The organism is Flavobacterium calami (assembly GCF_038290035.1).
Classification (GTDB): Bacteria; Bacteroidota; Bacteroidia; order Flavobacteriales; family Flavobacteriaceae; genus Flavobacterium; species Flavobacterium calami.
In genome coordinates, this window is the sequence record NZ_JBBYHS010000010.1 from 147544 (window position 1) to 173218 (window position 25675).

Genomic DNA, 25675 nt, shown 5'->3' on the forward strand with positions numbered 1-25675 from the left:
AAAATATTTTTTCACGCAGATTTTGCAGATTCAGCAGATTTTTTATCTCCTTAATCTGTGAAATCTGCGTAATTTTTTATTGTTAATAGGAGAATCTAGATTATGAGGGAATTGATTAGGCTTTTATGTAAAAAAAAGACGCACTGCAGTGTGTCTTAGGGTAAAAAATATGATTATTAATTATTTTATAATCATCGCCAATCCACCACCGCTTGCTAATCGGTATGTTAATTTGCTTGTAGAATCAACGGTTATAATTTCTCTTTTGTAATCCTGAGCAGCCTTATCAGCATTCAATCCATCAGAGAAAATTTCAGCTTCAAATTTTTTACCTTTTTCAAGGAATGAAAAATCAATTGTAATGTCTCTGGAATCCCAGCTTGTGATGGCTCCTAAATACCAAATATTGGCTTTTTTACGGGCAATTGAAACGAATTTTCCAACTTCGCCATCTAAAGCTACAGTTTCGTCAAAAACGGTTGGAATTTTAGCTATAAAATCAGTGCTTTCCTGTTCTTTCATATATGCCGTTGGACTGTCAGCCATCATTTGCAAAGGCGCTTCAAAAATAGTGTAAAGAGCCAGCTGGTGACTTCTGGTTCCCTGACTCATTGGGGTTGAGTGGCTAGGCTTAAATTCACTTTTCGAAGCGTTTCGCATAGCGCCAGGAGTATAATCCATTGGTCCAGCCATCATACGGATAAACGGAATTGTGGTATCGTATAAAGGGACATCATCATTTGGTGTCCATTTATTGTTTTCTAATCCCTTTACACCTTCAAAATTTAGAATGTTTGGAAAAGTACGCTGAATTCCAGTTGGTTTGTACATGCCATGAAAATCCAATAGTAATTTATAATCAGCAGCTTTTTGCGCAATATCATAAACTGAATTTACCATCTTGGCATCGTCACGATCCAGAAAGTCAACTTTAAAACCTTTGATTCCCAAATCGGCATAATTATTAAAAATTCCGACAGTGTTTTTTGTCAAAGCCATCCAGGAGCTCCATAAAATAATTCCAACGTTTCGTTCTTTTCCGTAAGCGATTAAAGCTTCCAGATCAACATTCGGATTGTGCTTCATGATATCATCCTCAAGACTCCAGCCTTCATCCAAAACCACATATTCGACTTTGTTTTTTGAGGCAAAGTCAATATAATATTGATACGTCTGCGTGTTGATTCCGGCTTTAAAATTGATATTGTAAATATTCCAGTCGTTCCACCAGTCCCAGGCTACTTTTCCGGGTTTAATCCACGAAATGTCTTTGATTTTTGAAGGCTCAGATAATTTTTGAACCATGTCATTATTGGCTAATTCCGCATCATTTTCAGAAATTACAATCGCCCTCCACGGAAAAGTTCGGGTTCCTTTTGTTTTCACGATATAATCAGCCCTTTCAGTAATAAGGCGGTTGATGTTATTGAATCCGCCATTAGTTTCCTGCAAAGGATATTTAGAAAAACGAGCTTCAAAACCCGATTTCGATTTGTTATTTGTTACAAACAATCCCGGATAATCTTCGAGATTAGCTTCTAGAAAAACGGCTTTTTTATGGTTTTTATAATCAATTAAAAAGGGTAAAAATGCCAAAGTATCTTTTGCAAAGTCACTGATTTTTTTGTTTTCGTAATGTGCTTCAAACGAAGAAATATAAGGGTCTTTTGGATTTCTTAAATCACGGACATAAGGCATCAGAGTATTGTAATCCTGATCAAAATTCAAAGAAACTTCTTCAGTTTTTACGGTAATGTCTTTTTTCTTTTTAGTAATGAATCTGTAAGCAACACCATCATCAAAAGCCCGATATTCGATACTGAAATCATTTTTAAAATTTAGTATCAAAAGATTGTATTGGTTTTTTATAGAGCTCTTTTTGTAAAACGGAGATTCAAAAGTCTGATTTACTTTTTCTCTTTTTGAATTCAAAAGCGTAGCATTTTTTCCTAAAATTTCATTTTGATCGAATGTCATAGAAACAGGAGATGGTGCCAGAATTAAATCTTTTTCGTGCGAAACTGACCAGGTTATTTTGTCGTTAATTACAATACTGATTTTTATTTTTCCATTTGGAGATTCCAAAGTAAAATCCTGAATCTTTTGTGAAAAAGAAGGATTAAAAAGTAAAATCAAAAAGACACTAAATAGTTTTTTCATGTTGTATGTTTTAAAACATATAAGTGATTGTAAGTTCAATCAAACTTTACGCTTAGTTTGTTAAATGAACTTATAATCACTTATATGGTAAAGAAATTTATTTTTTCTTCAACTCCAGATTGTATTTTTTTACAATTTCTAATGTTGATTTATCATCATTAAAAACCGAGTTTAATCCCTGAGGTTCCTGCGGAGGATCGGTTGTCAAAGGTTCTCCCGGGTTCCATTTTCCGGTTTCGTTAACTGCTTTTCCTTCACCGCCAAATCCCCAGAAATTGGCTGCCTGTAACGGACCTTTATTGGCAACACTTTCTGCAACCCTTCCAAAAATATAATTATAAAACTTATCGCGGTAAACTGAAGGCGCTCCCGCATTCAAATTTTCGTTTTCCCTTGGTAATCCAAACTCTTCTATAATAATTGGCCTCTGTAAATTATTAGCAACTTTAACATGGGCATCAATATATTTTCCGGCATTTGCAATAGTGGCAGGAATAGTAGCTTCAGCATTATCGGCTTTAAACCAGTTCCAGTTTTTAGGCCAGATGTGCATGGTCAGATAATCGATATTTGGGTTTTTGTGAGTTCTCTCAAAAATATCAATACTATCATTCGAACTGTTTAAACCTTCAGAGCCTGTCGAAATCAGATGGTTTTTATCTAAACTATCCATTAAATTGACAATATTGTTCAGCCAGGTTGTAAATTTAGCTTCATTTTCAACCGTAAAAAGTCTTGGTTCGTTACCAACCTGCCAGGCCATAATTGTATTGTCTTCGGTATATTTCTTTTTAGAATATTTATTAGTTCTTCCCATAATAAATTTCACATGATCCTCTAACGCTTTCATGCAAGGATCGCAGCTGTGAAATTGCTCTGTGTACGACATAAACTGAGGCCATGTATTCGGAGCGATATTCGGAATCGGAATCGCACCTTTGCCATTCCATTCCAGATATTGCGACATTCCGCCGGACCATTCCCAGTTATTGGTCAAATACAAAACCGCATACATTTTGCGTTTTCGCATTTCATTCATCAGGAAATCCAAGCCGTCAAGCAAGTCTTCATCATATTTTCCCTGCTCGTATTGCAACGCCGGACGTACCGTAAAATCATATTTCCCGCCATCGGCACCTACTAAAATACGTAAGTTGTCGATTCCGTTTTTTTGCATCAAATCCAATTCGCGAAGGAGTCTTTTTCGGTCACCTATTTTTTTAGAGGCAAGCATACTTCCGTACCAGTAATTCGTGCCTATGTAGCTATACGGTTTATCTCCTTTGTAAAATTGCGTTCCTTTTACAGTAATTCTTTCCTGCGATTGGCACGCCATTGTAGAAAAAAGTAATGCTAATCCTAGGGTTTTTAAAAGTTTGTTTTTCATAGGTATATTTTTAGAAGCTAATCCTGCTATCCGTTTCAATCTTTTGTGCCGAACCCCGGCACAAAAGAATTTTCACTTCTATCAGGGCTAGGGCTTACGTTTTTAAGAAACTATTTTGGCAATTCATACATTTTCGGCAACGAATTCAATAATGCCGATTTAGGCTTTGAGGCAAATGTTTTAAAATCAGCTGCATTCGAAACAGAGTTAACAGGTACATAATAGCCGTTTGCATCATTATACCAAAACATTACATAATTTACCTCAATAATGTTAGCATCAAATATTGGATTATCATTAAGTGCCGAATATAAATAACCTGAAAACCAATCTGTAATAGGTGGTGTGGTTGATGTAACCCGATAACCGGTTTCGGTCAAAGCCACAATTTTTTTATTCGTTAAAACCATATTAGATAACATTTTCAGTTTTGCGTTGGCTTTATTAACTCCTAAACTTCCCTGATTATTAAAATCGCCATAGTTATCCATTCCTAAAACATCTACATACGCATCACCCGGATAACGGCTTAAATAACCTTCGGCTGTTGTGTATGAATTGTCAGGAGAGAAAGCGTATAAAAGATTGTGTACGCCCTTGGTATCTCTGAGGTATTCAACGGTAAATTTATAGTTGGTTTTATATTCTTCGGGAGTACAAAAATTAGCACCCCACCAAAACCAGCTTCCGTCAAATTCGTGAAAAGGTCTGAAGATTACGGGAATCAATTCGCCTTTAGAGCCTTTTAAATTTAGAAATACGCTTGCTAACTTATCCAGTTTTTTCTTGTACCATTCGTGGTTGGCTCCTCCTGGCAAAATACTTTTAAAGGCCTTACTTTTTTGGTCGGTTGTCATTTCGTCCGTATAAAAAGTATCTTCATTATAAGGTTCTCTCAAATGCCAGGAAAAAGTATTAATCATTCCTTTGGCATAAGCAGCTTTTGTATCGCTGATAATTTTTTGTTCTTGCTGATAAAACCAGTTATTAGATTGATTATTATTGTTTTTATCGGTAATAAACATGAAATCCGAACCCAAAAGCGCAGGATCATAACCCGTATTTTTTTTAATGTCTGAGTCGCCTCCCGCATCCTGATAAAAACTATTAAAAGCATCCTGCTGACCAATGGCTACTTTGGTTTTGCCTAGTTTTTTAAGGTTGTAAAATAAAGCTACAGTTTCTATTGTGGCTTTTTTATCAACGATATAATTGGTCACATTTTTTGTTGTTAAGCCATCTGTGCCTAAAACGGGCTCTTCAGTTTCCTTATCTTTTGATTCGTTATCAGATGAACAGCCAATCGCAGCAACAAATAAGCAACTTAAAAAGACTATTTTTAGAAATGTGTTTTTCATTTTAAATTTTATTTAGATAGCTTAACTTCAATATTGTCAGCTAATAGAGTTCCGGTGCAAACACTCATGGCAACCATAATTCGGTATTGTTTTGCGCCTTCCGGAATTTGAAATGTTTTTTTGAAAGACGTCCAGTCTGTAGTTCCGGTAATCATTCCTATTGCCTGGTCATCGCCAGCCTTGGTCGTTTCGTTTTTTTTGAATTCAATGATAAACATGCCGTTATTCCAAGGATCTTTACCTTGTTGAATATCTTTTGCTTTCAGCCAGCCCGAAATTTCGATGGTTTTGTCGCCTTCATTGATGTCAGCTACTTGATCAATTGCTTTCCATTCAGCAGTTTTTGAAGTGATTTCTACCGCAGCAATTCCATCTTTTTTATCTGATGTTGAAATTGTTCCGTTTCCATTCCATGAATTTAGATTGTCTTCGAAATTGCCGTTAGAAAATTGTTTTAAAGGTGTAATTGTTTTTTGTCCTTCAGGAATAGTGGTAATCGGATGAAGTCTAAAATATTCTTCTTCAGAAAGTGCAATAGCTTTTATATCATCAAAAAAAGCAGAACCGTTTATTTGAGCCAAAGCCAGCATTATCCTGATATTTTGTGCTTTTTCAGGAACTAAAATCGTTTTGGTATAATTGGTCCAGGCTAGCGTTCCTTTTACCTGAGCAATGTTTTCAGAGCTTATTTTTTTTTCGTTTCCGGTAGTAAATTCGGCAATGATTAACCCTGCATTGTAGGCTTCTTTGCCGCCTTCAATCCCATCGGCTTTGACCCAGCCGCTAAACTCGATCGCATACGTTTTTTTGGGAATGTTTACAATCTGATCGATAGCTTTCCATTCGGCACCTGTAAACTGATTGATGACTGCACTGTTTTTACCTGTTTTTTTATCATAAGGAGAAATAGTAGCTACATCACCACGCCAGTTTAGCGTTTCAGATTCAAATCCTCCGTTTTTTATCAGATTGGTTTGTGCAAAGTTTGATATAGAAATTAAAAAAAAACTAAAGATAAAAAGTGGTTTCATAGTCAGTATTGTTAGCGTTATTTTTTTACGGAATTCTACTGATTAGTTCTAAACAGGCTCTACCGTTATGATAAGGACATTTCCAAAAACCCGCTTTGTCTTTTTTCATCACGGTATAATCGTGATAAATTCCCCAAAACCATTCTCCGTTTTCGTGATCGATAAGGTGTTTTTTCGTGAATTCCCAGTTTTTAGTGACTACATCCAGATATTTTTGATCACCGGTTAGTTGATAAGCGGTATAAAATCCAATTTGCAACTCTGATTGTGGCCACCAGTGTTTTTCTTTGATTAGATGATTGTTTTTTAGTTCTAATTCATACCATAAACCGCCATCGGTATCGATTCCTTCTGTGGTTGCATCGGCAATTTGAACAGCATATTTTTGAAACCTGTCAATAATTTCTTTGTTCTCAATAATTTCAGCACATTGCAATAATAACCAGGCCGCTTCGATATCGTGACCGTAGGATATAACGTCTGCATTTTCATTCCAGTTTTCATCAAAAAACAAATGTAAATGTCCGGTTTCGATATTGATAAAATGTTTTTCGATGGTAAGCAGTAAATTTTCGATAACCTCTTTTAGCTGTTCATTTTTCCAGACCTTGTACAAATTTGCATAACCTTCTACGATATGCAAATGCGTATTCATGGTTTTCTTTTCGTTGGCGTCTTTTTCGCTTAAGCGTAAATCATCAATAGGTTGCCAATCTTGGGTAAAAGCTTCCAGATAACCATTGTTTATTTTGTCAAAGCTGTGTTTTTCAATTTGTTGGTATAATGAAATGGCTAATTCTAAAGCTTTTTTGTTTTGAGAAATAGCATAGAATTCCGATAAGCCATAAATAGCAAAAGCTAAGGCGTATATTTGATTTTTAGTGTCTTTTGGAGTGGTGTCAGCATTGATACTCCAAAATAAACCGCCAAATTTTGTATCGTAAAAATGTGCCGAAAGATATTCAAAAGCTCTTTCGGCAATTTTTTTATGATTTTCATTTTGAGTAACCGGATAACTGGCAGAAAATGTCCAGAGAATCCGGGCATTTAAAACAGAACCTTTTTCTGTATTAAGTATGATTTCGTTTTTGTAATCAATTTGACCGACAAAACCTCCGTTTTTATAATCAATGGTATTGTTTTCCCAATAGTCAAGGATACTATTAAGTTCTTCGTGTAATTCGGTTTTTAATAAGTTTAATGACACGATAAATTATATTGCGTTATTTTTTTCGATTTGATTAATAATTGTTTCTACTGAACCCGCAGAAATAAAAGTATCAGCAGGAGTATTAGTTACATAATCGACTAATTTTTCTACAGAAGAAACAGCAACATGCATCCTCGTATCTGATGACGCGTAATAAATGTAAACAGTCCCGTCGGTATCTTCAATCCATCCGTTAGAAAATAATACATTCGATACGTCTCCTACTCTTTCAATACCTTCAGGCCCCATAAAATGACCGCCAGGGACATGAGTTACTTTAGAAATATCATTTAAATCGGTCATAAACATATATAATGTGTAGCGCAAACCAGCAGCAGTATTACGAACTCCATGTGCCAGATGCAGCCATCCTTTTTCGGTTTTGATAGGAGCAGGGCCAAGACCATTTTTCAATTCGTAAACGGTGTGATATTGTTTTCCGAAAATAATTGTCTCATTTCTTACAATCGGGTTTTTCATGTCGTCAACATAGCCTAAGCCAATTCCGCCACCGGCTCCAACATCAATAAAACCATCCTGCGGTCGTGTGTATAAAGCGTATTTTCCGTTAACGAATTCAGGGTGTAAAACCACATTACGCTGCTGTCCTGTATTTGAAATCAAATCAGGAAGTCTTTCCCAGTTTACCAAATCTTTCGTGCGTACGATTCCGGCATTGGCTACAGCTGAACTGGTATCTCCTTTTGGAGCTTTTGGATCTTTTCTTTCGGTACAAAAAATACCGTAAATCCAACCGTCTTCATGGCTGATTAAACGCATATCGTAAACGTTGGTATCCGGTTCTTCAGTTTGCGGAATCACGCATGGTTTCTCCCAAAATCTGAAATTATCAATGCCGTTTGGGCTTTCTGCTATGGCAAAAAAAGATTTTCTGTCAATTCCTTCAACACGGACAGCCAGTAAATATTTCCCTTTCCATTTGATTGCCCCGGCATTAAACGCAGCATTCATTCCGATACGCTCCTGTAAAAAAGGGTTTGTATCTTCGTTAAAATCAAAACGCCAGTTCAAAGGTACATGAGAAGCTGTAACGACAGGATTTTTATAACGCTGATAAATACCGTTTCCTATTGTGTTTTGGGGCTCATTTTTTTGTTCAATAAGCGTTTGATGTTCTTTTTCTAATGCTACTTTTCTATCCTGAAATGTAGTGGTTGTTATTGTTGTCATATCAATTGATTTCTATATCTGTGTTTTTAATTTATATGGTCTCTTTTTTCGTTTAAATCCTGTTCTATGATTTGCAGTTTTTCTTCAGATAATGGATAGAATGCAATAAAGGCTACTGATACTGCTGCTGCTATTGCCGGGAGTATGCTTAACATTAACTGAATTCCGTTTTGAGCAGTTGCTGTTTGTTCGACATTCGCCTGAAAACCGTAATAGCCCAAAAGCCATCCTGCTCCGGCACCACCAATGGTCCATCCAAATTTTTGCGACATTGAAGATGCTGAAAAAACCAGGCCTGTTGCTCTGCGTCCCTGTTTCCATTCTGAATAATCAGCACTGTCAGCATACATCGACCAGATCAGAGGGAAGATACAGCCGGCACAAATACTAATTAACACCTGAAAACTCATGATTAGGAAAATATCTTCTTTCCCGAAAAGGTAGAATATTAGGCTTAAAATGGCAGCTAAGGCCATAGCGCCAAAAAAAGTTTTCTTTTTACCAATTTTATTGGCGATAGGCGTTGCAACAATAACCCCGATTATATTGGCTGCTTGCCCTAGTACCAAATAGATAGAAGTTGGGGTCATGTGAAAGTCTGTTCCGAAAAGAGAAAAATCAAAATTCACACTACTGCTTACATAATATTTAAAATAATAAACAGCTGCTCCGTCCCTGATCGAATTGAATACTAAAGCTCCAATTCCTGCTCCCAGCAAAATCCACCACGGTCTGTTTTTTAATAAATCATTTAAATCTTCTTTTAAATTTGATTGTTCGTCATCTATTGGTTTTATTCTTTCTTTTGTCCAGAAAAAACAAGCCCAGAAAAATGCTGTTGTTATAATTCCGAATACGGCAATAGTAGCCAGCCAGCCAGTTTTGGAATTAAGGTTTCCTCCAAAATAATTTACTAATGGTTCAATTAACCACAGAGCCAGAAGACTTCCTCCAAAGGCAAAAACCATTCGGTAAGAGGATAAAGTATTTCTGTCTTTTCGGTCAGAAGACATTACACCTAATAGTGAAGCGTACGGAACATTAATCAATGAATAAATCATCATCATTAAAGAGTATGTTACGTAGGCGTAGATTATTTTTCCTTTTTCGTCAAAATCAGGAGTGTAAAATGTCAGAACACCGATAACGGCAAATGGTATAGCGATCCAAAGTAAATAAGGTCTGAATTTTCCCCACTTGCTTTTGGTACGGTCAGCTATAATACCCACAATTGGATCAAAACAGGAGTCCCAGATCCGGGTAATTAAAAACATGGTTCCTACTACAGCTGGCGCCAATCCGAAAACATCGGTATAGAAAAACAGAAGGTACATACTGAAGATTTTCCAGAACATAGAAGAAGCGGCGTCACCAAGTCCGTAACCTATTTTTTCTTTTAAGCTGATTTTGTCGTGCATTTAGTTTTTTTTTAAGGTTGTAGTTTAGTTGTTAGTTGTTTTTTTAATGTCTTTTTCAAATAAAGTTTTATCAAGATTGTAAAATTCGACAAAATCTTTTTCACTTACCTGACCCGAATAGGGTGCATAATAATGCATTTTTTGTTCTTTCTCCTGCCAGCCATGATTTCTCCACAGCAAAGCATAGGAAATTTTATAATCGCCAATAGCTTTGGAGAAAGTTCCTGTCCACCATTTTGGGTCAGGAATTGCTTCATATCCGGCTTCTGCCAAGGCAATTAATTTATGGTTTTTTTGAGCAATTTTATCTATGATTTTAAGCTGACTCTGTACTTCGGCTATAAACTTTTCTCCGTTTTTGTCATCATTGTTTTGGTAAGTGTCAAAACTTAAAATATCGGCATAATCATCGCCTGGATAGTTTTCTAAAAAAGCTTCTTTCGAATTAAAACTACTGGTGTTGTAGACATAAATTAAATTATGAACCCCTTTTTTTTGGAGGTATTCGAAAGTAAATTTCCAGATGGTTTTAAATTCTTCAGGCGTACAATTTCCTTTTCCCCACCAGAACCAGCCACCGGTCAATTCATGGTAAGGCCTGAAAAGAACAGGGATGTTTTTTCCTTTTTTATCTTTTAATGACAAAAAGAAACTGGCTGCCTTATCGAGCCATAATGTGAATTTTATATGATTTTTTTCGCCCGGTAAAATGGTTTTTAGGGAATTTGGAGTGTTGTCCCATGCATTTTTTCCGGTTTCAGGATTATCAAAATGCCAGCTAATCGTTGAAATACCGCCTCGCTCATTTGCTTCTTTTATATATTGTTTCATTTTAGTAAAAGGAATTCCGTCAATATTATTAGCATCATCTTTTTCAAGACCTGCAATATCCCATCCATAGACTGCAGGATAGTCTCCAACAACATCTTTTATGTCACTGCGGAGTGGTTGATATTTCCAGTTTACACCATAAGCCAAATCGTCCTGATGCCCAAACATATAGCCTTTAGTGGTCAATTGTTGCAGTTTTTTGTAAAGAACAGTCGTTTCTTTTGTAGCTTTTTTATCCGAAAGTGACAAATTTGTATCAATGGTTGTTGCTTTTGTTGAGCATGAAATCCCAATAAAGGCAATTATAATAAGGAATAAGGGCGTTTTTTGCATAATTTATTTTTAAAAATGATTTAAGCATTAAAGCTAAAAATATAAAAGTACATTTTGAAAAATGAAATAGTTTTTTAAAAAATCTGCATTTGGATTTTTAACTGTTGTATTATTAAAACTGTAAAAATAATGTAGATTAAAAATCATTACCATTTATTGTTTTTGTTATTTTTAAATAAATGATAATTATATTTTTCAAAGATAAAAGTATGTTTGTCGTATAATTAATATTATTTTATCAATTATATATCATATTATTGCAAATGATTTTATTGTTTCATGATCTTTTAAATATAGAATAAAGATGAGTACAGCTAAAAATTTTTACAGAGAGATTGCGCCTCTGTCAAGCGGAGATAGTTTTTTGGTCTTTGACAGGATTAAGGACAGCTTTGATTTTCCGGTGCATTACCATCCGGAATTTGAAATTAATTTCATTTTAAACGGAAAAGGAGTGAAGCGTGTGGTGGGAGATAATATTGAAGAAATTGACAATGTCGAATTGGTTTTGATTGGTCCGAATTTATATCATGGTTGGGAATTGAATAAGTGTACAAGTAAAAAAATTCATGAAATTACTATTCAGTTTCATAATGATTTGTTTCATGAATCACTGCTCTCAAGGCGTATTATGAATCCGATTCGGGATATGTTTAATCGGTCGATTCATGGTATTTTATTTTCAAAAAAAGTAGCAGAAGAGTTAACTCCAAGACTTGTAAGGCTTTCAAAACTAGATGGTATGGATTATTTTTTGGAAATTACATCATTATTATATGACTTGGCAAATTCCAGAAATCAGCGTTTGCTTTCGACTTACACAGTAGATTATGATACGTTTGATGATTATGATAAAATGAAAACTGTTTACGAATATGTTCAAAAACATTTTGCGGAAAAAATTACTTTGGAAGATGTTGCCAGTGTAGCAAATATGTCTATAATTTCGTTTAATCGTTTTATAAAAAAACGTACAGGAAAAACCTTTGTGAATTATATAAATGATATTCGGATTGGATACGCTGCCCGTTGGCTCGTTGAAAAAGACATGAGTGTTTCGGAAGTGGCTTTTAAGTCCGGATTCAATAATATTGCAAACTTCAATCGTAGTTTTAAAGCGATTAAAAACTGTACACCAAGTCAGTATCGCGAGGATTTTTCAGGTTTGAAGCGTATATTGTAGTTGATACTTTTTTTGCATAAACAAATATTATTTTTAACGAAATCGTTTTAAATTTTATAGATTCATTAATTATTGTTTATTGAAAACGGTGTTTTTGAGGGGTTAAGTTGTGAAATATGTAAAAAATATGCTGTTTTATTTTGGTATATGTTTTTTTAAATCGGTTGAGTAAAAATATTATCATCAAATGATATAATACTATTAACATTACATCAACTTCTGTTATAGATTTGTTAAAAATAAATCAGTTAAAAATTTAACTTGCTTTTTACTGCTTTATAAAGTATTAAACTTTAAACTAACCAAACAATTATTATGAAAAAACTAATGACTAATTTTATTCATTGGAACGCTGGTCACAGAGCGATTCCATTGATATTATTTTTGTTACTTACGAGTAATTTTATTACAGCTCAGGTAAAAATTTCGGGAACGGTTACAGATGAAAAAGGGCTTTCTATTCCGGGAGCGAATATTTCTGTTGCAGGTTCAAAAGCGACAACGTCAACCGATTTTGACGGTAAATACAGCATAGATGTACCGCCCAACTCAACTTTGGTATTTTCTTTCATTGGATTTAATTCTCAGAAAATTGCTGCTGATGGTAAATCTACAATAAATGTTGTTATGAAATCAATTGTTGAGGATCTAAAAGATGTAGTTGTAATTGGTTATGGTACACAGAAAAGAAAAGATGTAAACAGTGCCATTTCGACTATTAATACAAAAGATATTGAAAATTTAAAAGTAGTTTCTTTTGATCAAATGATGCAGGGTAAGGCAGCGGGGGTTGTTGTTAATAGTAACTCTGGTGAGCCTGGGAGTAATGTATCTGTTCGTATTAGAGGGGTGTCGTCCTTAACAGGTACAAATGAGCCTTTATATGTAATTGACGGAGTGCCAATTTCAGGAGATGCAAGAAACTCTTCTACTTCTGGAAGAAATGCTCAGGGTGATTCTAATTTTTCTAATAACGGGAATATTACTCAGAGCCCGTTAGCTCTTATAAATCCTAGTGATATCGAGTCTATTGATATTTTAAAAGATGCTTCTGCAACAGCAATCTATGGTTCTAGAGGAGCAAATGGGGTTGTAATTGTAACGACCAAATCAGGAAAAAAAGGTACTGGTAAATTAACTTTTGAAAACTCTTATACCATCAGTAATTTGCCTAAGAAGCTTAATTCGATGAATTTACAGCAATATGCAAGACATCAAAACGCTTTGTCTGATGTTTACGATCCTTCTACAAAACGTCCTGAATTTGCACATCCTGAACTTTTAGGTAAAGGTACTGACTGGCAGGATGAAATTTATCAGACAGGTATAATGATGTCAAATCAGTTGTCTTTTTCAGGAGGTAAAGAAGGGATTAATTACTATATTTCCGGGGGTGTCCTGAATCAGGATGGTATTGTAATTGAATCAGGTTTCAAAAGATATAATGTAAGAGCAAACATTGATGCCAAAGTAAACAGCTTTATTAAAGTAGGTGTTAATATGAGTGGAGCAATAACTGACGAAAATCTTACTCTTAACGGACAGTTTAATGGGGTGGTTGCGACTTCTTTATTGGCTACTCCTGATGTTGCTGTAAGAGAACTTTCAGGTGCTTTTGCAGGTCCACCGACCGGGGGTGTGACTTCATTTGTCAATCCGGTTGCGACTTCTTTATTAGGTTCTAATACATTGGTTAGAAAAAACTATTCTGGTAATTTTTATACACAAATTGATTTGTTTAAAGGTCTGGAATATCGTTTTGAAGCTGGTGGTTATATCTATGACAACTTAGGTCAGCGATTTGATCCTATGTATACTTTGGGTAATGCTGTAAAAGATTTTGCGAATCTTTATTATAATCCTTCTTCAGGTAATTCATGGAATTTAAAAAACATGCTAACTTACAGAAAAACATTCGATAAGCATAATTTTACAATTCTTGCTGCTCAGGAGTCGAACAGATCACATTGGGAAGGCTATTCTATGGTAGGAAACGGTTATAAAGACAATAACGATCATTCGCTGGCAGGTTCTGATTTGGCTCAGGCGGAACTTAAAAGCACGTATTCGGGTACACAAACTTTGGCTTCTTATTTAGGAAGGGTAGTTTATGACTATGGAGATAAGTATGGTGTTACGGCAGCCGTAAGAACAGATGGTTCTTCAAAATTTTTCGTTGGAAAAAAATGGGGCACTTTCTTTTCAGGCAGTGGTTCGTGGAAAATTTCAAACGAATCTTTTATGGAATCTACCAGAAAATATGTAGACAATATTAAACTGAGAGTTGGTTGGGGACAAACAGGAAATAATCAAATTCCAAATAATTTGTACGATTCTAATTTACATGTGGTAATTAGTTCTATGGGAACATCTTATCTACCTTCTAATACTCCTAATACAAATTTGAAATGGGAAACGCAGGAGCAGACAAATGTAGGTTTAGATTTTACAATGTTTGATTCTAAACTGACTGCTTCATTAGATTTATACAAAAAAGTTTCTAAAAACTTCCTGTATCAGGTTCCGTTGCCAAATTACCTTTCTGGAGGTGGAGATTATGAGGGTGGGGTTAATCCTCCTTACTTTAATCTTGGAAGCATGCAGAATAAAGGTATCGAGATTACTTTGGGATATCATAATAAATTTACAGAAAATTTCTCATGGGATTCTAGCTTAAATTTCACAAGATATGTAAACGAGGTTACAGATATGGCAGGTTTGAATATTGTGAAGACAACAGGAACTCTTGCTTATAACACAGTAAGTGTTACAAGAACTCAGGAAGGTTTGCCAATTGGTTCATTTTTAGGTTATAAAGCATTAGGTATCTACAGAACTGATGATGATTTACTGAAATACGGGCATGTAGACGGTGCGGGAAACAGAGTTGTACTGAAAAACGGAACAAACTCTTTATTGCCTGATTTTGTAAAAGGAGATGTCATTTATGAAGATTTGAATAATGATGGAAAAATAGATCAAAGTGACTTAACAAATATTGGTAATCCAAATCCAAAATTCTCTTATGGTTTTACTAATAATTTTAAGTATAAAAATGTAGACCTGTCAGTTTTTGTTCAGGGGACTGTAGGTAATAAGCTTCTGAATTTAACACGTGCATCAGGAACAATGAATAGTAATTTGGGAACAAATTATTTAACAGAAGCTGCAGATTTTTATTCATCAACAAACTTAGACGGTTCTATGCCAACACCTTCAGCTTATGATCATATTAATAATTCAGTTTCAACGCGCATGATTGAAGATGGGTCTTATTTAAGAATTCAGAATGTAACTTTGGGTTATTCGTTGCCAATAGACATGATTTCAAAGATTAAATTGTCAAGATTAAGGTTTTATGCTTCAGGACAAAATCTGTTTACTTTTACAAAATATACAGGATATGATCCGGAGGTTGGTTCTTACAATCAGGATGCTTTAATGTCAGGTATTGATAATGGACGTTATCCGATCCCAAGACAAATTTCTTTTGGTTTTAATGTAGAATTTTAATAAAAAAAATTATGAAAAATATATATAAAAAAGGAACAGTTGGCTTTATGGCGTTATTGATGCTTTTCTCTTCTTCTTGCTCTCAGGACTTTATAGATGTTCCTGCAGAAGGAAATCCTACAATCGGAAACTATTATGATTCGGATCTAAAAGTAGACAATGCTACCAATGGACTTTATGGTTTGGTGTGGTTTAATATGAATAAAGCTGGGTTTTATGGTATTACTGATGTTATTTCAGGAAATATGTATGCGGATATATATAATGACTTTGGTAAGTTTACCGATCTTAGTTTTACCAATACATCAAGTTATATTTCTGACTCATGGAGATCTTGTTTCGGAGCAATAGCAAATTCAAATGCTTATATCAGTAATTTGCCTCAAAGTGTTGGGCCTAATGTAAGTAGAGAATCGTTGAATAATGCTTTAGGTGAATGTCATTTTATCAGAGCTTTTTCTTATTTCTTTTTAGTAAGATTATGGGGAAATGTGCCTATTATTGAAAACAATGCTGATTATTCTAAAAATTACGTTATTCCAAGTAATCCGACTGAAGATGTTTATAAATTCATAGAAAATGATTTAAAATTTGCAATAGAAAATTTAAGAACTAAAAACAGAGGTTCAGACTATGCTGCAAATGCTCACGTTTCTAGTGGTTCTGCAAAAGCTATGCTGGCTAAGGTGTATTTGTATCAAAAGAAATATGATCTGGCAAGACAAATGGCTCAGGAGGTAATTAATAGCGGTGAATTTAAATTACTAGGTGGTGACGAATTGCCTGAAAAATCTTTTGCAGATTTGTTTTTACAAAAAAACAATAATAATGAAGAATCTATTTTTGCATGGCAATGGACAGGAACCGGTGGATATTTTGATGGTAATTTTTCCAATACATTATTTGCTCCTGAAAACAGACTTGTTGAAACTTCTTATTCAGGACAGATTGCACCTTCTCAGGATTTGATTAAAAATGGATTTGAAAGCGGAGATAAAAGAAGAATAGAAACTTTTATGCTTCCGGGAGACTATTATCCAAATTTAACTTATGCACAAACACTTGATTTGGGTGCACCAAAAATCTTAGGTTATACTTTTGATATACAGTATGAAGCTCAGAACTCAGGAGCCGGATTAAAGAAATACGTAATCGGAAAGGAAAATCTTCCAATAACCGGTGCTTTTAACCCTGCTTTTAACGGAGAAAGCAGTATGAATAGCTATATGATGCGTTATGCTGAATTGTTATTGATTCATGCAGAAGCAATTCTTGGCGGACAATCAGGAAGTACTACAGATGCAAACGCACTTAAATCTTATAATGCAGTTCGAAAAAGAGCTGGTCTGGCTCCAAAATCTGTAATTACATTTGATGATATTTTTAAAGAAAGACGTGCAGAATTAGCTTGTGAAGGAGATTATTATTTTGATTTAGGACGCTTGCCATTTGATAAAGCTAAAGCGATTCTTGAAGCTCAAAACAGAGGAAACAGATTGACGGAAAAACATATTGTTATTTCTGCAACAAACCTGTTGTTGCCATATCCGGCAGATGACTTGACTAAAAACCCTAAATTGAAAGAAGTAGTACCATATACTTTTAAATAATTTTAAAATATAAAATATGAAAAATTTAAAAATTATTTCGTTAACAGCTTGTGCGACATGGTTGTTATTACTGATGTTTTTTACTTCCTGCTCAAATGATGATAATGATTCAGTTTCAGGAGGTCCGGTAATCGAGTCGATTATGCCTTCCGGTTACTATGAAGACGGGACTATTAAGCCCCTGGAACCAGTAAGTGTGGTTGATCCTAAAAACTATTATGTTATTCACGGAAAAGGATTATTATCTACTAAAAAAGTTTATTTTAATGATTATGATACTTATTTTGGTCCGGAATTCGTTACGGATACTGATATAATTATATTGGTTGATGAAAAAACACCTTACGCAAATTCGTCAAATAAAGTTAAGGTTGTTACCGAGAATGGTACAGCTGAGTTTGATATAATGGTAGCGCCGCCTGTGCCAACTTTCAATTGGTTTAATTCTGAAAATCCTGCTGAAGGAGATGTTGTTACAATTAATGGTAATTATTTTTTAAATCCTATAGTAAAGGTAGGGACTGAGAATGCAACTGTTTTATCTTCTACATTAACTGAAATTTCATTTAAAATGCCTGCCAATGGGAATGGCAAATATATTACTGTTTCAAATATCTCAGGTACAACACCTTCTGGTGTAACAGTAGGGTCTGCATTATATGATGATGTTTTGCAGGGAGATATCGGACACTGGACATGGAGTGGTAATGAGTTTAATACAAATTATGTTACTGATAAAGCTCAGGGTAATGCTTCTTTGAAAATTGTTTTTAATGGATGGGATGGAGCTGATATGAAATTTAATTCTAGAGATGTTTCTAAGTATAAGGCCTTTAGGGTAAGGGTTAAGAGTGCTTCATCAAATACAAATGCAAGTTTGACATTTGTGTTTGGCGGATGGGCATATCAGATTAAAAGATCCCTGAGTCCAGTTTGGACTTATATTGAAATTCCTTTTTCTGAAATAGGTAATCCAACAACTTTCGATCAGCTGACTTTACAGGAATCTGGTAATTTTGGAGGAAATACTATTTATTTAGATGATATGGGATTTGTTTTAAAATAAATATTTCGGTTTAATTTGAGTTAGTTAAAAATGTTCCCTGGTTGAAAAATTAGGGAACATTTTTTATAAAGTAGTTTAAAAATTGAAAGAATGAAAAAAATAATTTTAGTATTAAGTTTATGTGTTTTAACATTAGGTTTCGGTCAGGGGAATACACACAATCAAACGGGAGGGAAATTTGAAGGTTTAGCCATGACACCGCCAATGGGTTGGAACTCATGGAATACTTTTGCAACCAATATTGATGAAAAGCTGGTAAAAGAAACAGCAGATATTATGGTTTCTTCAGGTTTGGCAGCAGCAGGTTACAATTATATTGTATTAGACGATGGCTGGATGGCAAAAGAGCGTGACGCAAATGGAGATTTAGTACCGGATCCAGTTAAATTTCCAAACGGTATGAAAGCTGTAGTAGATTATGTGCATAGTAAAGGTCTGAAGTTTGGTTTATATAATTGTGCAGGAACTCACACTTGTGCCGGTTATCCAGGTACACGCGGTTATGAATATCAGGATGCCCGTTTTTATGCCAAACTCGGAATTGATTTTCTTAAATACGATTGGTGTAATACAAAAGGCATTACTGCTCCGGAAGCATATACAACAATGAGTAATGCATTAAAAACGGCCGGAAGACCAATTATGTTTAGTCTTTGTGAATGGGGGGATAACCAGCCTTGGGAGTGGGGAAAACCTGTTGGGAATCTTTGGAGGATTTCAGGCGATATTTACCCGTGCTTTGACTGTGAATTTAAACATCCTGAAAACTGGTCGTCCTGGGGATTCATGAAAATTGCAGATATGCGAAAAGATATTCGTAAATATTCTGGTCCGGACCATTGGAACGATTTTGATATGATGGAAGTCGGAAATGAAATGAATGATACCGAAGACAAAGCACATTTTAGTTTATGGTGTATACTGGCGTCACCACTATTTAGCGGAAATGACTACAGAAAAATGTCTAAAGAAACACTGGCTATTTTGACTAATAAAGAATTAATAGCGGTTAATCAGGATAAATTAGGTGTTCAGGGTTTTAAATATCTTGCTGAAGATGGTTTGGAAGTTTGGGTAAAACCATTATCTGATGGGAATTGGGCTGTTACTTTTTTAAACAGAAGCGAAGCAGCCAAAAAAATTAATTTCGACTGGAAAAAGCACGTGATAAAAGATAAAGATTTTGGTTATGAAGCCGATTTTAGCAAAACAGTTTTCAAGTTAAAAGACCTTTGGAAAAACAAAGAAGCAGGCAATACAAAAAAGAACTTTACAGCAGACCTGGCTTCTCATGATGTAATTACATTGAGATTAATTCCGTAAAATGATTATTATGAGCTCAATCAATAAATTTTTGATCGTTTTACTGTTATTAATGTCTTCAGCCAATGCTCAATTTGTAAAAAAGCATGGGCAATTAAGTGTACAGGGGACTCAATTAACAGATAAGAGTAATAATCCGGTAGTTCTGCGCGGAATGAGTTTTGGCTGGCATAGTATGTGGCCAAGATTTTACAATGAAAAAGCGGTTGATTGGCTTAAAAAAGATTTTAAATGCAATGTGGTCCGTGCGGCAATGGGAATCGAGTTAGGAGAGAAGGCTTATATAAATGATCCTCGATTTTCAAAAGAAAAAATAGAGGCGGTCATAAAAGGTGCGATAAAGTCAGATATATATGTAATTATCGATTGGCATAGCCATAATGTGAATCTAAAAGAAGCAAAGGTCTTTTTTGCAGAGATGTCTAAAAAGTATGCAAAGTATCCTAATATAATATATGAAATATTTAATGAGCCTGATAACGAAACATGGCCAGAAATTAAGGCGTATGCCGAAGAAGTAATTAAGGTGATAAGAGAGAATGATTCTAATAATATTATTTTGGTTGGTTCTCCGCATTGGGATCAGGATTTAAATCTTCCGGCGGCTGATCCGATTTCAGGATACAATAATATAATGTATACGATGCATTTTTATGCAGCTACTCACGGAAAAGAATTAAGAGACAGGACTGACGAAGCTATTAAAAGCGGTTTGCCGGTTTTTGTGTCTGAATCTGCCGGTATGGAAGCTTCTGGAGACGGAGCTTTGAATATGAAAGCCTGGCAGGAATATATTGACTGGATGGAAGCCCGAAAATTAAGCTGGATTACATGGTCAGTGTCTGATAAAGACGAAACATGTTCTATTTTGTATACATCGGCTAAGTCGCAAGGAAACTGGAAAGAAAAAGATCTAAAAGAATCAGGGATTAAGATTCGTAATTTTTTAAGAAAATACAATACTAAGGAATAAATACTTTTTTGTTTGTTGAGTGATAAAGCCTGTTCGTTTTTGAGCAGGCTTTTTTCGTTTTTAGAGTTTAAAGTTTTTGAGATTCATATTGATTTTCGGGAATATTTTTTGTAAGAATTAGGTATGTGTTTTTTCTTTGTGAATTATTAGGTGTCTTAAATGTGTTTTTAGGTTTTATTTTTTAATATTTCTTAAGTACCCCTTGTTTTAAATGGGTGTAAGTTATTTTTTGTTTGAATAAAAGTGGGAAATACCGTATTTTGGTTTTTATTTTTATTTGAAACCCTATTTTTTTTAGTGATAATTGTTTAAAATGTATTGTTGTATTTTTAAAAACACACCCGTATTAATATGAAAAAACGATTATTTTGAATTTAATTTTTGTAATCCGTAATTCTGCTTTTAAAACGGTAAAAAAATAGATTTCGATTGTTTTACTCATACAAAAGTTAATAAATTCGCTGAAGAAAATGATGGTGATTTAGACGGGATTTGAAGTTCAAAAAGTGAAATCGTATTATAAATAATAGATAAAAATTTAACTAACCAGAATCAAATTAATTAACTAAAACCAATTTACACATGAAAAAAGTATTATGTATTTTATCATTAGCCTTAACAACAAGTTTTGCATTTGCACAAGATGAAGCACCAGAAACTACTCCTTTAGAAATCTCAGGTTCGGGAGATATATATTACAAATACGATTTTGCCAAAGTTCCTAATATCCCAACAAGTTTCGCAACAGATCAGAACTCTGTTTCTTTAGGAATGTTAGACATTGCTTTGAAGAAAAAAATAAAAAACATTTCTTTTGTTGGTGAAATTTCTTTTGGACCAAGAGGTCAATACCAATCGATACCAAATGGTGATGGAAGTGCTTCAAATGCGGACAATTCATTCCATATCCAAAATTTGTACGCTAGTTATGCAGTTACTGATAAACTTAGCTTAACTGCGGGCTATATGGGTACATTTATAGGGTATGAGGTAATCTCTCCTGTAGGTAACTTTCACTACTCTACTTCTTATTTATTTACCAACGGGCCTTTCCAGAATGCGGGTATTAAAGCAAATTATGCCATAACGGAGAAATTTGGAGCAATGTTAGGAGTGTTTAATGACTCTTGGAATACATATAAAGCAGATTCACAAAAAGGATTAAATGCCGTAGGAGGTCAATTGTCTTATGTAACGGATAAAGCGAGTGCATATTTGAATTTTATGGATGGTTCTGTAAGCGGAACGATTATTGATTTGACTGCAACATTTCAATTAACTGATAAATTTAAATTAGGTTTAAATGCTGCTGATTTTTCAAATGAAGGTGATGTTGGGTATACAGGAGCGGCTTTATATCCTTCTTATGCCATCAGTGATGCTTTTTCTTTAGGACTACGTGGTGAGTATTTTAAATCAAAAGAAGGTTCTTTAGATACAGATGTTACAGCTTTTACTTTGTCAGGAAATTACAAAATACACGGTTTGACTATTATTCCGGAGTTTAGACTTGATTCTAATTCAGACGAAGTTATGTTCGTAGATTCTGATTTAGCTCCTTCTAAATCTGCTTCTCAGGTACTTTTGGCTTTAGTTTACGGATTCTAAGCTAATAGCAACAATATACTCTTTATAGAGATAAAGACTGATATTTTTTTTTTTTTTTTTGGAAGCTGTCAAAAATTGTAAAATTTTTGGCAGCTTTTTTATTGGTAATTGAATTTAGATTTATAATTTCCTATACAGATAATTTAGATCTATGGAGAATAAGATATGTTGTAAGAAGAAAAGAACTCTGTTGCTTATATAAATGACTTTTTATATGAGTTAGTGTTTTGAGTGTAATATGAAGACTAGTGTCAGGTTGTGCGGAGTCGAAGCCTTTACTGTAAATAAAATGTCTTAATTACTACTAAAAGTTATGTTTTGTCAAGCTGTAAAGATTGTATTTAGATTTATTTTTTGATTGATTTAGGTTCTGCATCAAGTAAATATAGTTTTAAAGCAGATTTTGGCAAATAGTAATTCATGAGATTTAAGGACATAAAAAACGCATTCTCTGTGAAATATTCTCAGGAATGCGTTTTTTGTTATTTTTTAATAGAGTACTCTTTTATTGAATTTTATTGAATCTGTTTTTTATAAATAGAATAAATAGTATCAATTGTTTTGCGGTCTAGAACAGAACTAGTGTCAGTTTGTATATAATGCAGTTTAAAAGCCTGGATCGCTGCCGAAAGATTTTTGGTATTGTAACCAATAATTCGCAACGCAGGTTCTATTTTAAAATCAAAAGGAGCTTCTTCTAAAATTTCATCAGGCCAGATGCCAAAACCTTTTTCTGCTAATGTTTTCCATGGAAATAAAGCACTCGGGTCTTGTTTTCTACCCGGAGCAATATCAGCATGACCTAATATATTTTGTGTCGGGATGTTGTAATCTTTTTTTAATTTTGTTAAAAGAGCTACTAAACTGCTGATTTGGGCTTCTGTAAAAGGTTTGAAACCATTGTTGTCAAGCTCGATACCTATGGATGAGGAATTTAAATCGGTGTTTTTTCCCCATGTAGAGGAACCGGCATGCCACGCTCTCAAATAATCATTTAGCATTTGAACCACTTTTCCATTTTCAGAAATAATGTAGTGTGCACTTACCTGTGTTCTGGTTTTTGTAAATGTACTAACGGTTTGTTGGAGAGAGTCTTGTGCAGTATGGTGTATAATGATAAAACTTGGTTTTCTTAAATTGAAATTGACAGTTCCAATCCATTCTGTGGTAATGCCATTTAATAAAGCTGTAGATCCTGTTTTAGAAAGAGTATCTTTTACAATTCCCAATTGCGAAGCATAAGTAGTATCAATGACCACAGGAGGAACTACTGGAGGTATAGGCTGGACTTCTTTGCTTGTAATTTGGTTTTCTAAATTTTTAAGCTGCTGGTCGTAGACTTTTTCGGTAGTCTTATACGGATTTTTTGTTCCGCAGGAGGTGATGATAATTGCTGAAATCAGATAAAAAAAATGTTTTTTTAACATGTTTAATTACAGTTTTAGGTTAAATCAGGATAATTATTCTGCAGGTTTTATTGCTTCAGTATCTTTTTTTTCTTCTTTGTTTTCTTTTGAATCTTTACCTTTTTTCTTTTTATCTTTTGATTTTTTTATTTCCTTAAAGTTAGCCATAAAAGTGGTGTATTTTTCAACTTGTCCAGGATTTAAAAAAGCAGTTATTTTTTTAGTTGTAACTTCTCTCAAAGCGTTTATCTGCTCAATTTTCTGATCCTGACTACTGCTTTCGTTTTTCAAAAGGACACCTTGCTCTCTCATACTGTCTGCTAAAACATTTGTAATAGCAATTGCCTGTAATTCGTCAAGGTTTACTTCAGGTTTCATTTGTTCAACAAGTTTGGCAGCTGTTTCTTCTACGGGAACTTCTTTTGGTTTGCTTGGGCTGCTTTGTGGACCCTGCATCATGCTTCTGTCCATTCCCATTCCACCGCCTCTTCCGTAACCATTTCCATAGCCATTATTGTATCCGTTACCATATTGTGCTGAAACAGAATTGTAACTTAATAGAGCGAAAGCAAAAAGAAAAATGGATTGAATAGGTTTCATAATTTTTAAAATTGATGATTGGTTATCGTAAATTTAAGCAGGTTCTCCGTATAAATCAAATTCTGTTGCTTCAATTATCCTGATATTAACAAATTCGCCGGTTTTTACATAATGTTTTGATGCGTCTATTAAAACTTCATTATCCACATCAGGGCTGTCAAATTCTGTTCTTCCAACAAAATGGGCACCTTCTTTTCTGTCAATGATACATTTGTAAACCTGACCCACTTTTTCCTGATTCAAATCCCATGAAATTTGCGATTGCAATTCCATAATTTCATTGGCTCTGGCTTGTTTTACATCGGCAGGAACATCATCTTCCAATAAATATGCGTGTGTATTTTCTTCATGAGAATAGGCAAAACAGCCCATTCTGTCAAATTTCATTTCCTGAACAAAATCTTTCAAAATTTCAAAATCTTCCTGTGTCTCTCCCGGATAACCAACAATCAAAGTAGTTCTGATAGCCATTCCCGGAACTGCAGCACGAAAATCTTTCAACAACTGAGTCGTTTTTGCCTGAGTAGTACCACGACGCATCGATTTCAAAATATTGTCTGAAATATGCTGTAACGGAATATCAATATAGTTGCAAATTTTAGGCTCGCGTTTCATTAATTCCAGAACATCCATCGGGAAACCTGTAGGGTAGGCGTAATGTAAACGAATCCATTCAATGCCTTCAACTGCTGCCAATGCTTCCAATAATTCTGCAAGATTTCTTTTTTTATACAGGTCTAATCCATAATAAGTTAAATCCTGAGCAATCAATATTAATTCTTTAACGCCGTTTTTAGCTAAACCTTGTGCTTCTTTAACTAATTTTTCAATTGGCTGAGAAACATGTGAACCACGCATTAACGGAATTGCACAGAAACTACAGGGTCTGTCGCAGCCTTCGGCAATTTTTAAGTACGCATAATTTTTTGGAGTAGTGGTTAAACGCTCTCCTAATAATTCATGTTTATAATCTGCGCCCAGTGCTTTCAATAGCTGAGGCAGTTCTGTAGTTCCAAAATATTGATCCACATTCGGAATTTCTTTTTCCAGATCAGGCCTGTAGCGTTCAGATAAACATCCTGTTACAAAAACCTTGTCGACTAAACCTTTGTCTTTTTTATCAGCATATTCCAAAATCATGTTTACCGATTCCGCTTTCGCATTGTCAATAAAACCGCAAGTATTGATTACGATAATGTTTCCTTCTTCTTTTGCAGTCGCTTCGTGAGTAACTTCTTTTCCATTTGCACGAAGCTGCCCCATAAGCACTTCGCTGTCATATACATTTTTCGAACACCCAAGAGTGATAACGTTAATTTTGTTCTTTTTTAAAGACTTGGTTCTCATACTTTTATAAATTGGAGTGCAAAATTACACTTTTTTATTCAAACACAGCTTGTTTAGCTTTCATTTAGGTGCTTTTTCAGAAGCTATTCCCGCTATCCGTTACAATCTTTTGTGCCGAACCCCGGCA

General features: G+C 34.5%; 18 protein-coding genes. 7 read left to right on the plus strand and 11 right to left on the minus strand.

What is annotated here, in order from left to right; translation table 11 throughout:
• Positions 1-180: 180 nt before the first annotated feature.
• The 8 genes from AAEO57_RS10945 to AAEO57_RS10980 form a co-directional block, all read right to left on the minus strand.
• Positions 181-2160, minus strand: a complete 1980-nt coding sequence (locus AAEO57_RS10945; RefSeq protein WP_341692488.1) for a retaining alpha-galactosidase — start codon at positions 2158-2160, stop codon at positions 181-183.
• A gap of 97 nt (positions 2161-2257) precedes the next feature.
• A complete protein-coding gene (locus AAEO57_RS10950; RefSeq protein WP_341692490.1) occupies positions 2258-3547 on the minus strand; it encodes a glycoside hydrolase 5 family protein in 1290 nt (429 codons plus the stop codon).
• A gap of 110 nt (positions 3548-3657) precedes the next feature.
• A complete protein-coding gene (locus tag AAEO57_RS10955) occupies positions 3658-4905 on the minus strand; it encodes a glycoside hydrolase family 26 protein (protein WP_341692492.1) in 1248 nt (415 codons plus the stop codon).
• A gap of 8 nt (positions 4906-4913) precedes the next feature.
• Positions 4914-5936, minus strand: coding sequence for a carbohydrate binding domain-containing protein (locus tag AAEO57_RS10960; protein ID WP_341692494.1), 1023 nt, complete (start codon positions 5934-5936; stop codon positions 4914-4916).
• Positions 5937-5961: 25 nt separating this feature from the next.
• Entirely contained in the window at positions 5962-7143 is a 1182-nt protein-coding gene (locus tag AAEO57_RS10965) for an AGE family epimerase/isomerase (protein ID WP_341692496.1), read from the minus strand.
• Between the two features lie 6 nt (positions 7144-7149).
• Entirely contained in the window at positions 7150-8337 is a 1188-nt protein-coding gene (locus AAEO57_RS10970; protein WP_341692498.1) for a glycoside hydrolase family 130 protein, read from the minus strand.
• A 26-nt stretch (positions 8338-8363) separates the two neighbouring features.
• Positions 8364-9755, minus strand: coding sequence for an MFS transporter (locus tag AAEO57_RS10975; protein ID WP_341692499.1), 1392 nt, complete (start codon positions 9753-9755; stop codon positions 8364-8366).
• A gap of 24 nt (positions 9756-9779) precedes the next feature.
• Positions 9780-10919, minus strand: coding sequence for a glycoside hydrolase family 26 protein (locus tag AAEO57_RS10980; protein ID WP_341692501.1), 1140 nt, complete (start codon positions 10917-10919; stop codon positions 9780-9782).
• Positions 10920-11223: 304 nt separating this feature from the next.
• Here AAEO57_RS10980 and AAEO57_RS10985 point away from each other — a divergent pair, with 304 nt between their 5' ends.
• From AAEO57_RS10985 to AAEO57_RS11015, 7 genes are all read left to right on the plus strand, one after another.
• Complete coding sequence (locus tag AAEO57_RS10985; RefSeq protein ID WP_341692503.1) at positions 11224-12102, plus strand: AraC family transcriptional regulator; 879 nt, start codon at positions 11224-11226, stop codon at positions 12100-12102.
• A 315-nt stretch (positions 12103-12417) separates the two neighbouring features.
• Entirely contained in the window at positions 12418-15615 is a 3198-nt protein-coding gene (locus AAEO57_RS10990) for a SusC/RagA family TonB-linked outer membrane protein (RefSeq protein ID WP_341692505.1), read from the plus strand.
• Positions 15616-15626: 11 nt separating this feature from the next.
• Entirely contained in the window at positions 15627-17225 is a 1599-nt protein-coding gene (locus AAEO57_RS10995) for a RagB/SusD family nutrient uptake outer membrane protein (RefSeq protein ID WP_341692507.1), read from the plus strand.
• Between the two features lie 16 nt (positions 17226-17241).
• Positions 17242-18291, plus strand: coding sequence for an IPT/TIG domain-containing protein (locus AAEO57_RS11000; protein ID WP_341692509.1), 1050 nt, complete (start codon positions 17242-17244; stop codon positions 18289-18291).
• A gap of 90 nt (positions 18292-18381) precedes the next feature.
• Positions 18382-19614 (plus strand): glycoside hydrolase family 27 protein, encoded by a 1233-nt coding sequence (locus AAEO57_RS11005; protein WP_341692511.1) that lies wholly within the window; start codon positions 18382-18384, stop codon positions 19612-19614.
• Between the two features lie 10 nt (positions 19615-19624).
• On the plus strand, positions 19625-20587 hold the full coding sequence (locus AAEO57_RS11010; RefSeq protein WP_341692512.1) for a glycoside hydrolase family 5 protein: 963 nt from the start codon (positions 19625-19627) through the stop codon (positions 20585-20587).
• A gap of 582 nt (positions 20588-21169) precedes the next feature.
• Positions 21170-22195 (plus strand): porin, encoded by a 1026-nt coding sequence (locus AAEO57_RS11015; protein ID WP_341692514.1) that lies wholly within the window; start codon positions 21170-21172, stop codon positions 22193-22195.
• Positions 22196-22710: 515 nt separating this feature from the next.
• Here the strand turns inward: AAEO57_RS11015 and AAEO57_RS11020 are convergent.
• From AAEO57_RS11020 to rimO, 3 genes are read right to left on the minus strand one after another with little or no spacing between them, the layout of a single operon-like run.
• Entirely contained in the window at positions 22711-23622 is a 912-nt protein-coding gene (locus AAEO57_RS11020) for an N-acetylmuramoyl-L-alanine amidase (RefSeq protein WP_341692516.1), read from the minus strand.
• Between the two features lie 33 nt (positions 23623-23655).
• Complete coding sequence (locus AAEO57_RS11025) at positions 23656-24201, minus strand: hypothetical protein (RefSeq protein WP_341692518.1); 546 nt, start codon at positions 24199-24201, stop codon at positions 23656-23658.
• 33 nt (positions 24202-24234) lie between these two features.
• Positions 24235-25548: a 30S ribosomal protein S12 methylthiotransferase RimO gene (gene rimO, locus AAEO57_RS11030; RefSeq protein ID WP_341692520.1), complete on the minus strand. Its 1314-nt coding sequence runs from the start codon at positions 25546-25548 to the stop codon at positions 24235-24237.
• Between the last annotated feature and the right edge of the window lie 127 nt (positions 25549-25675).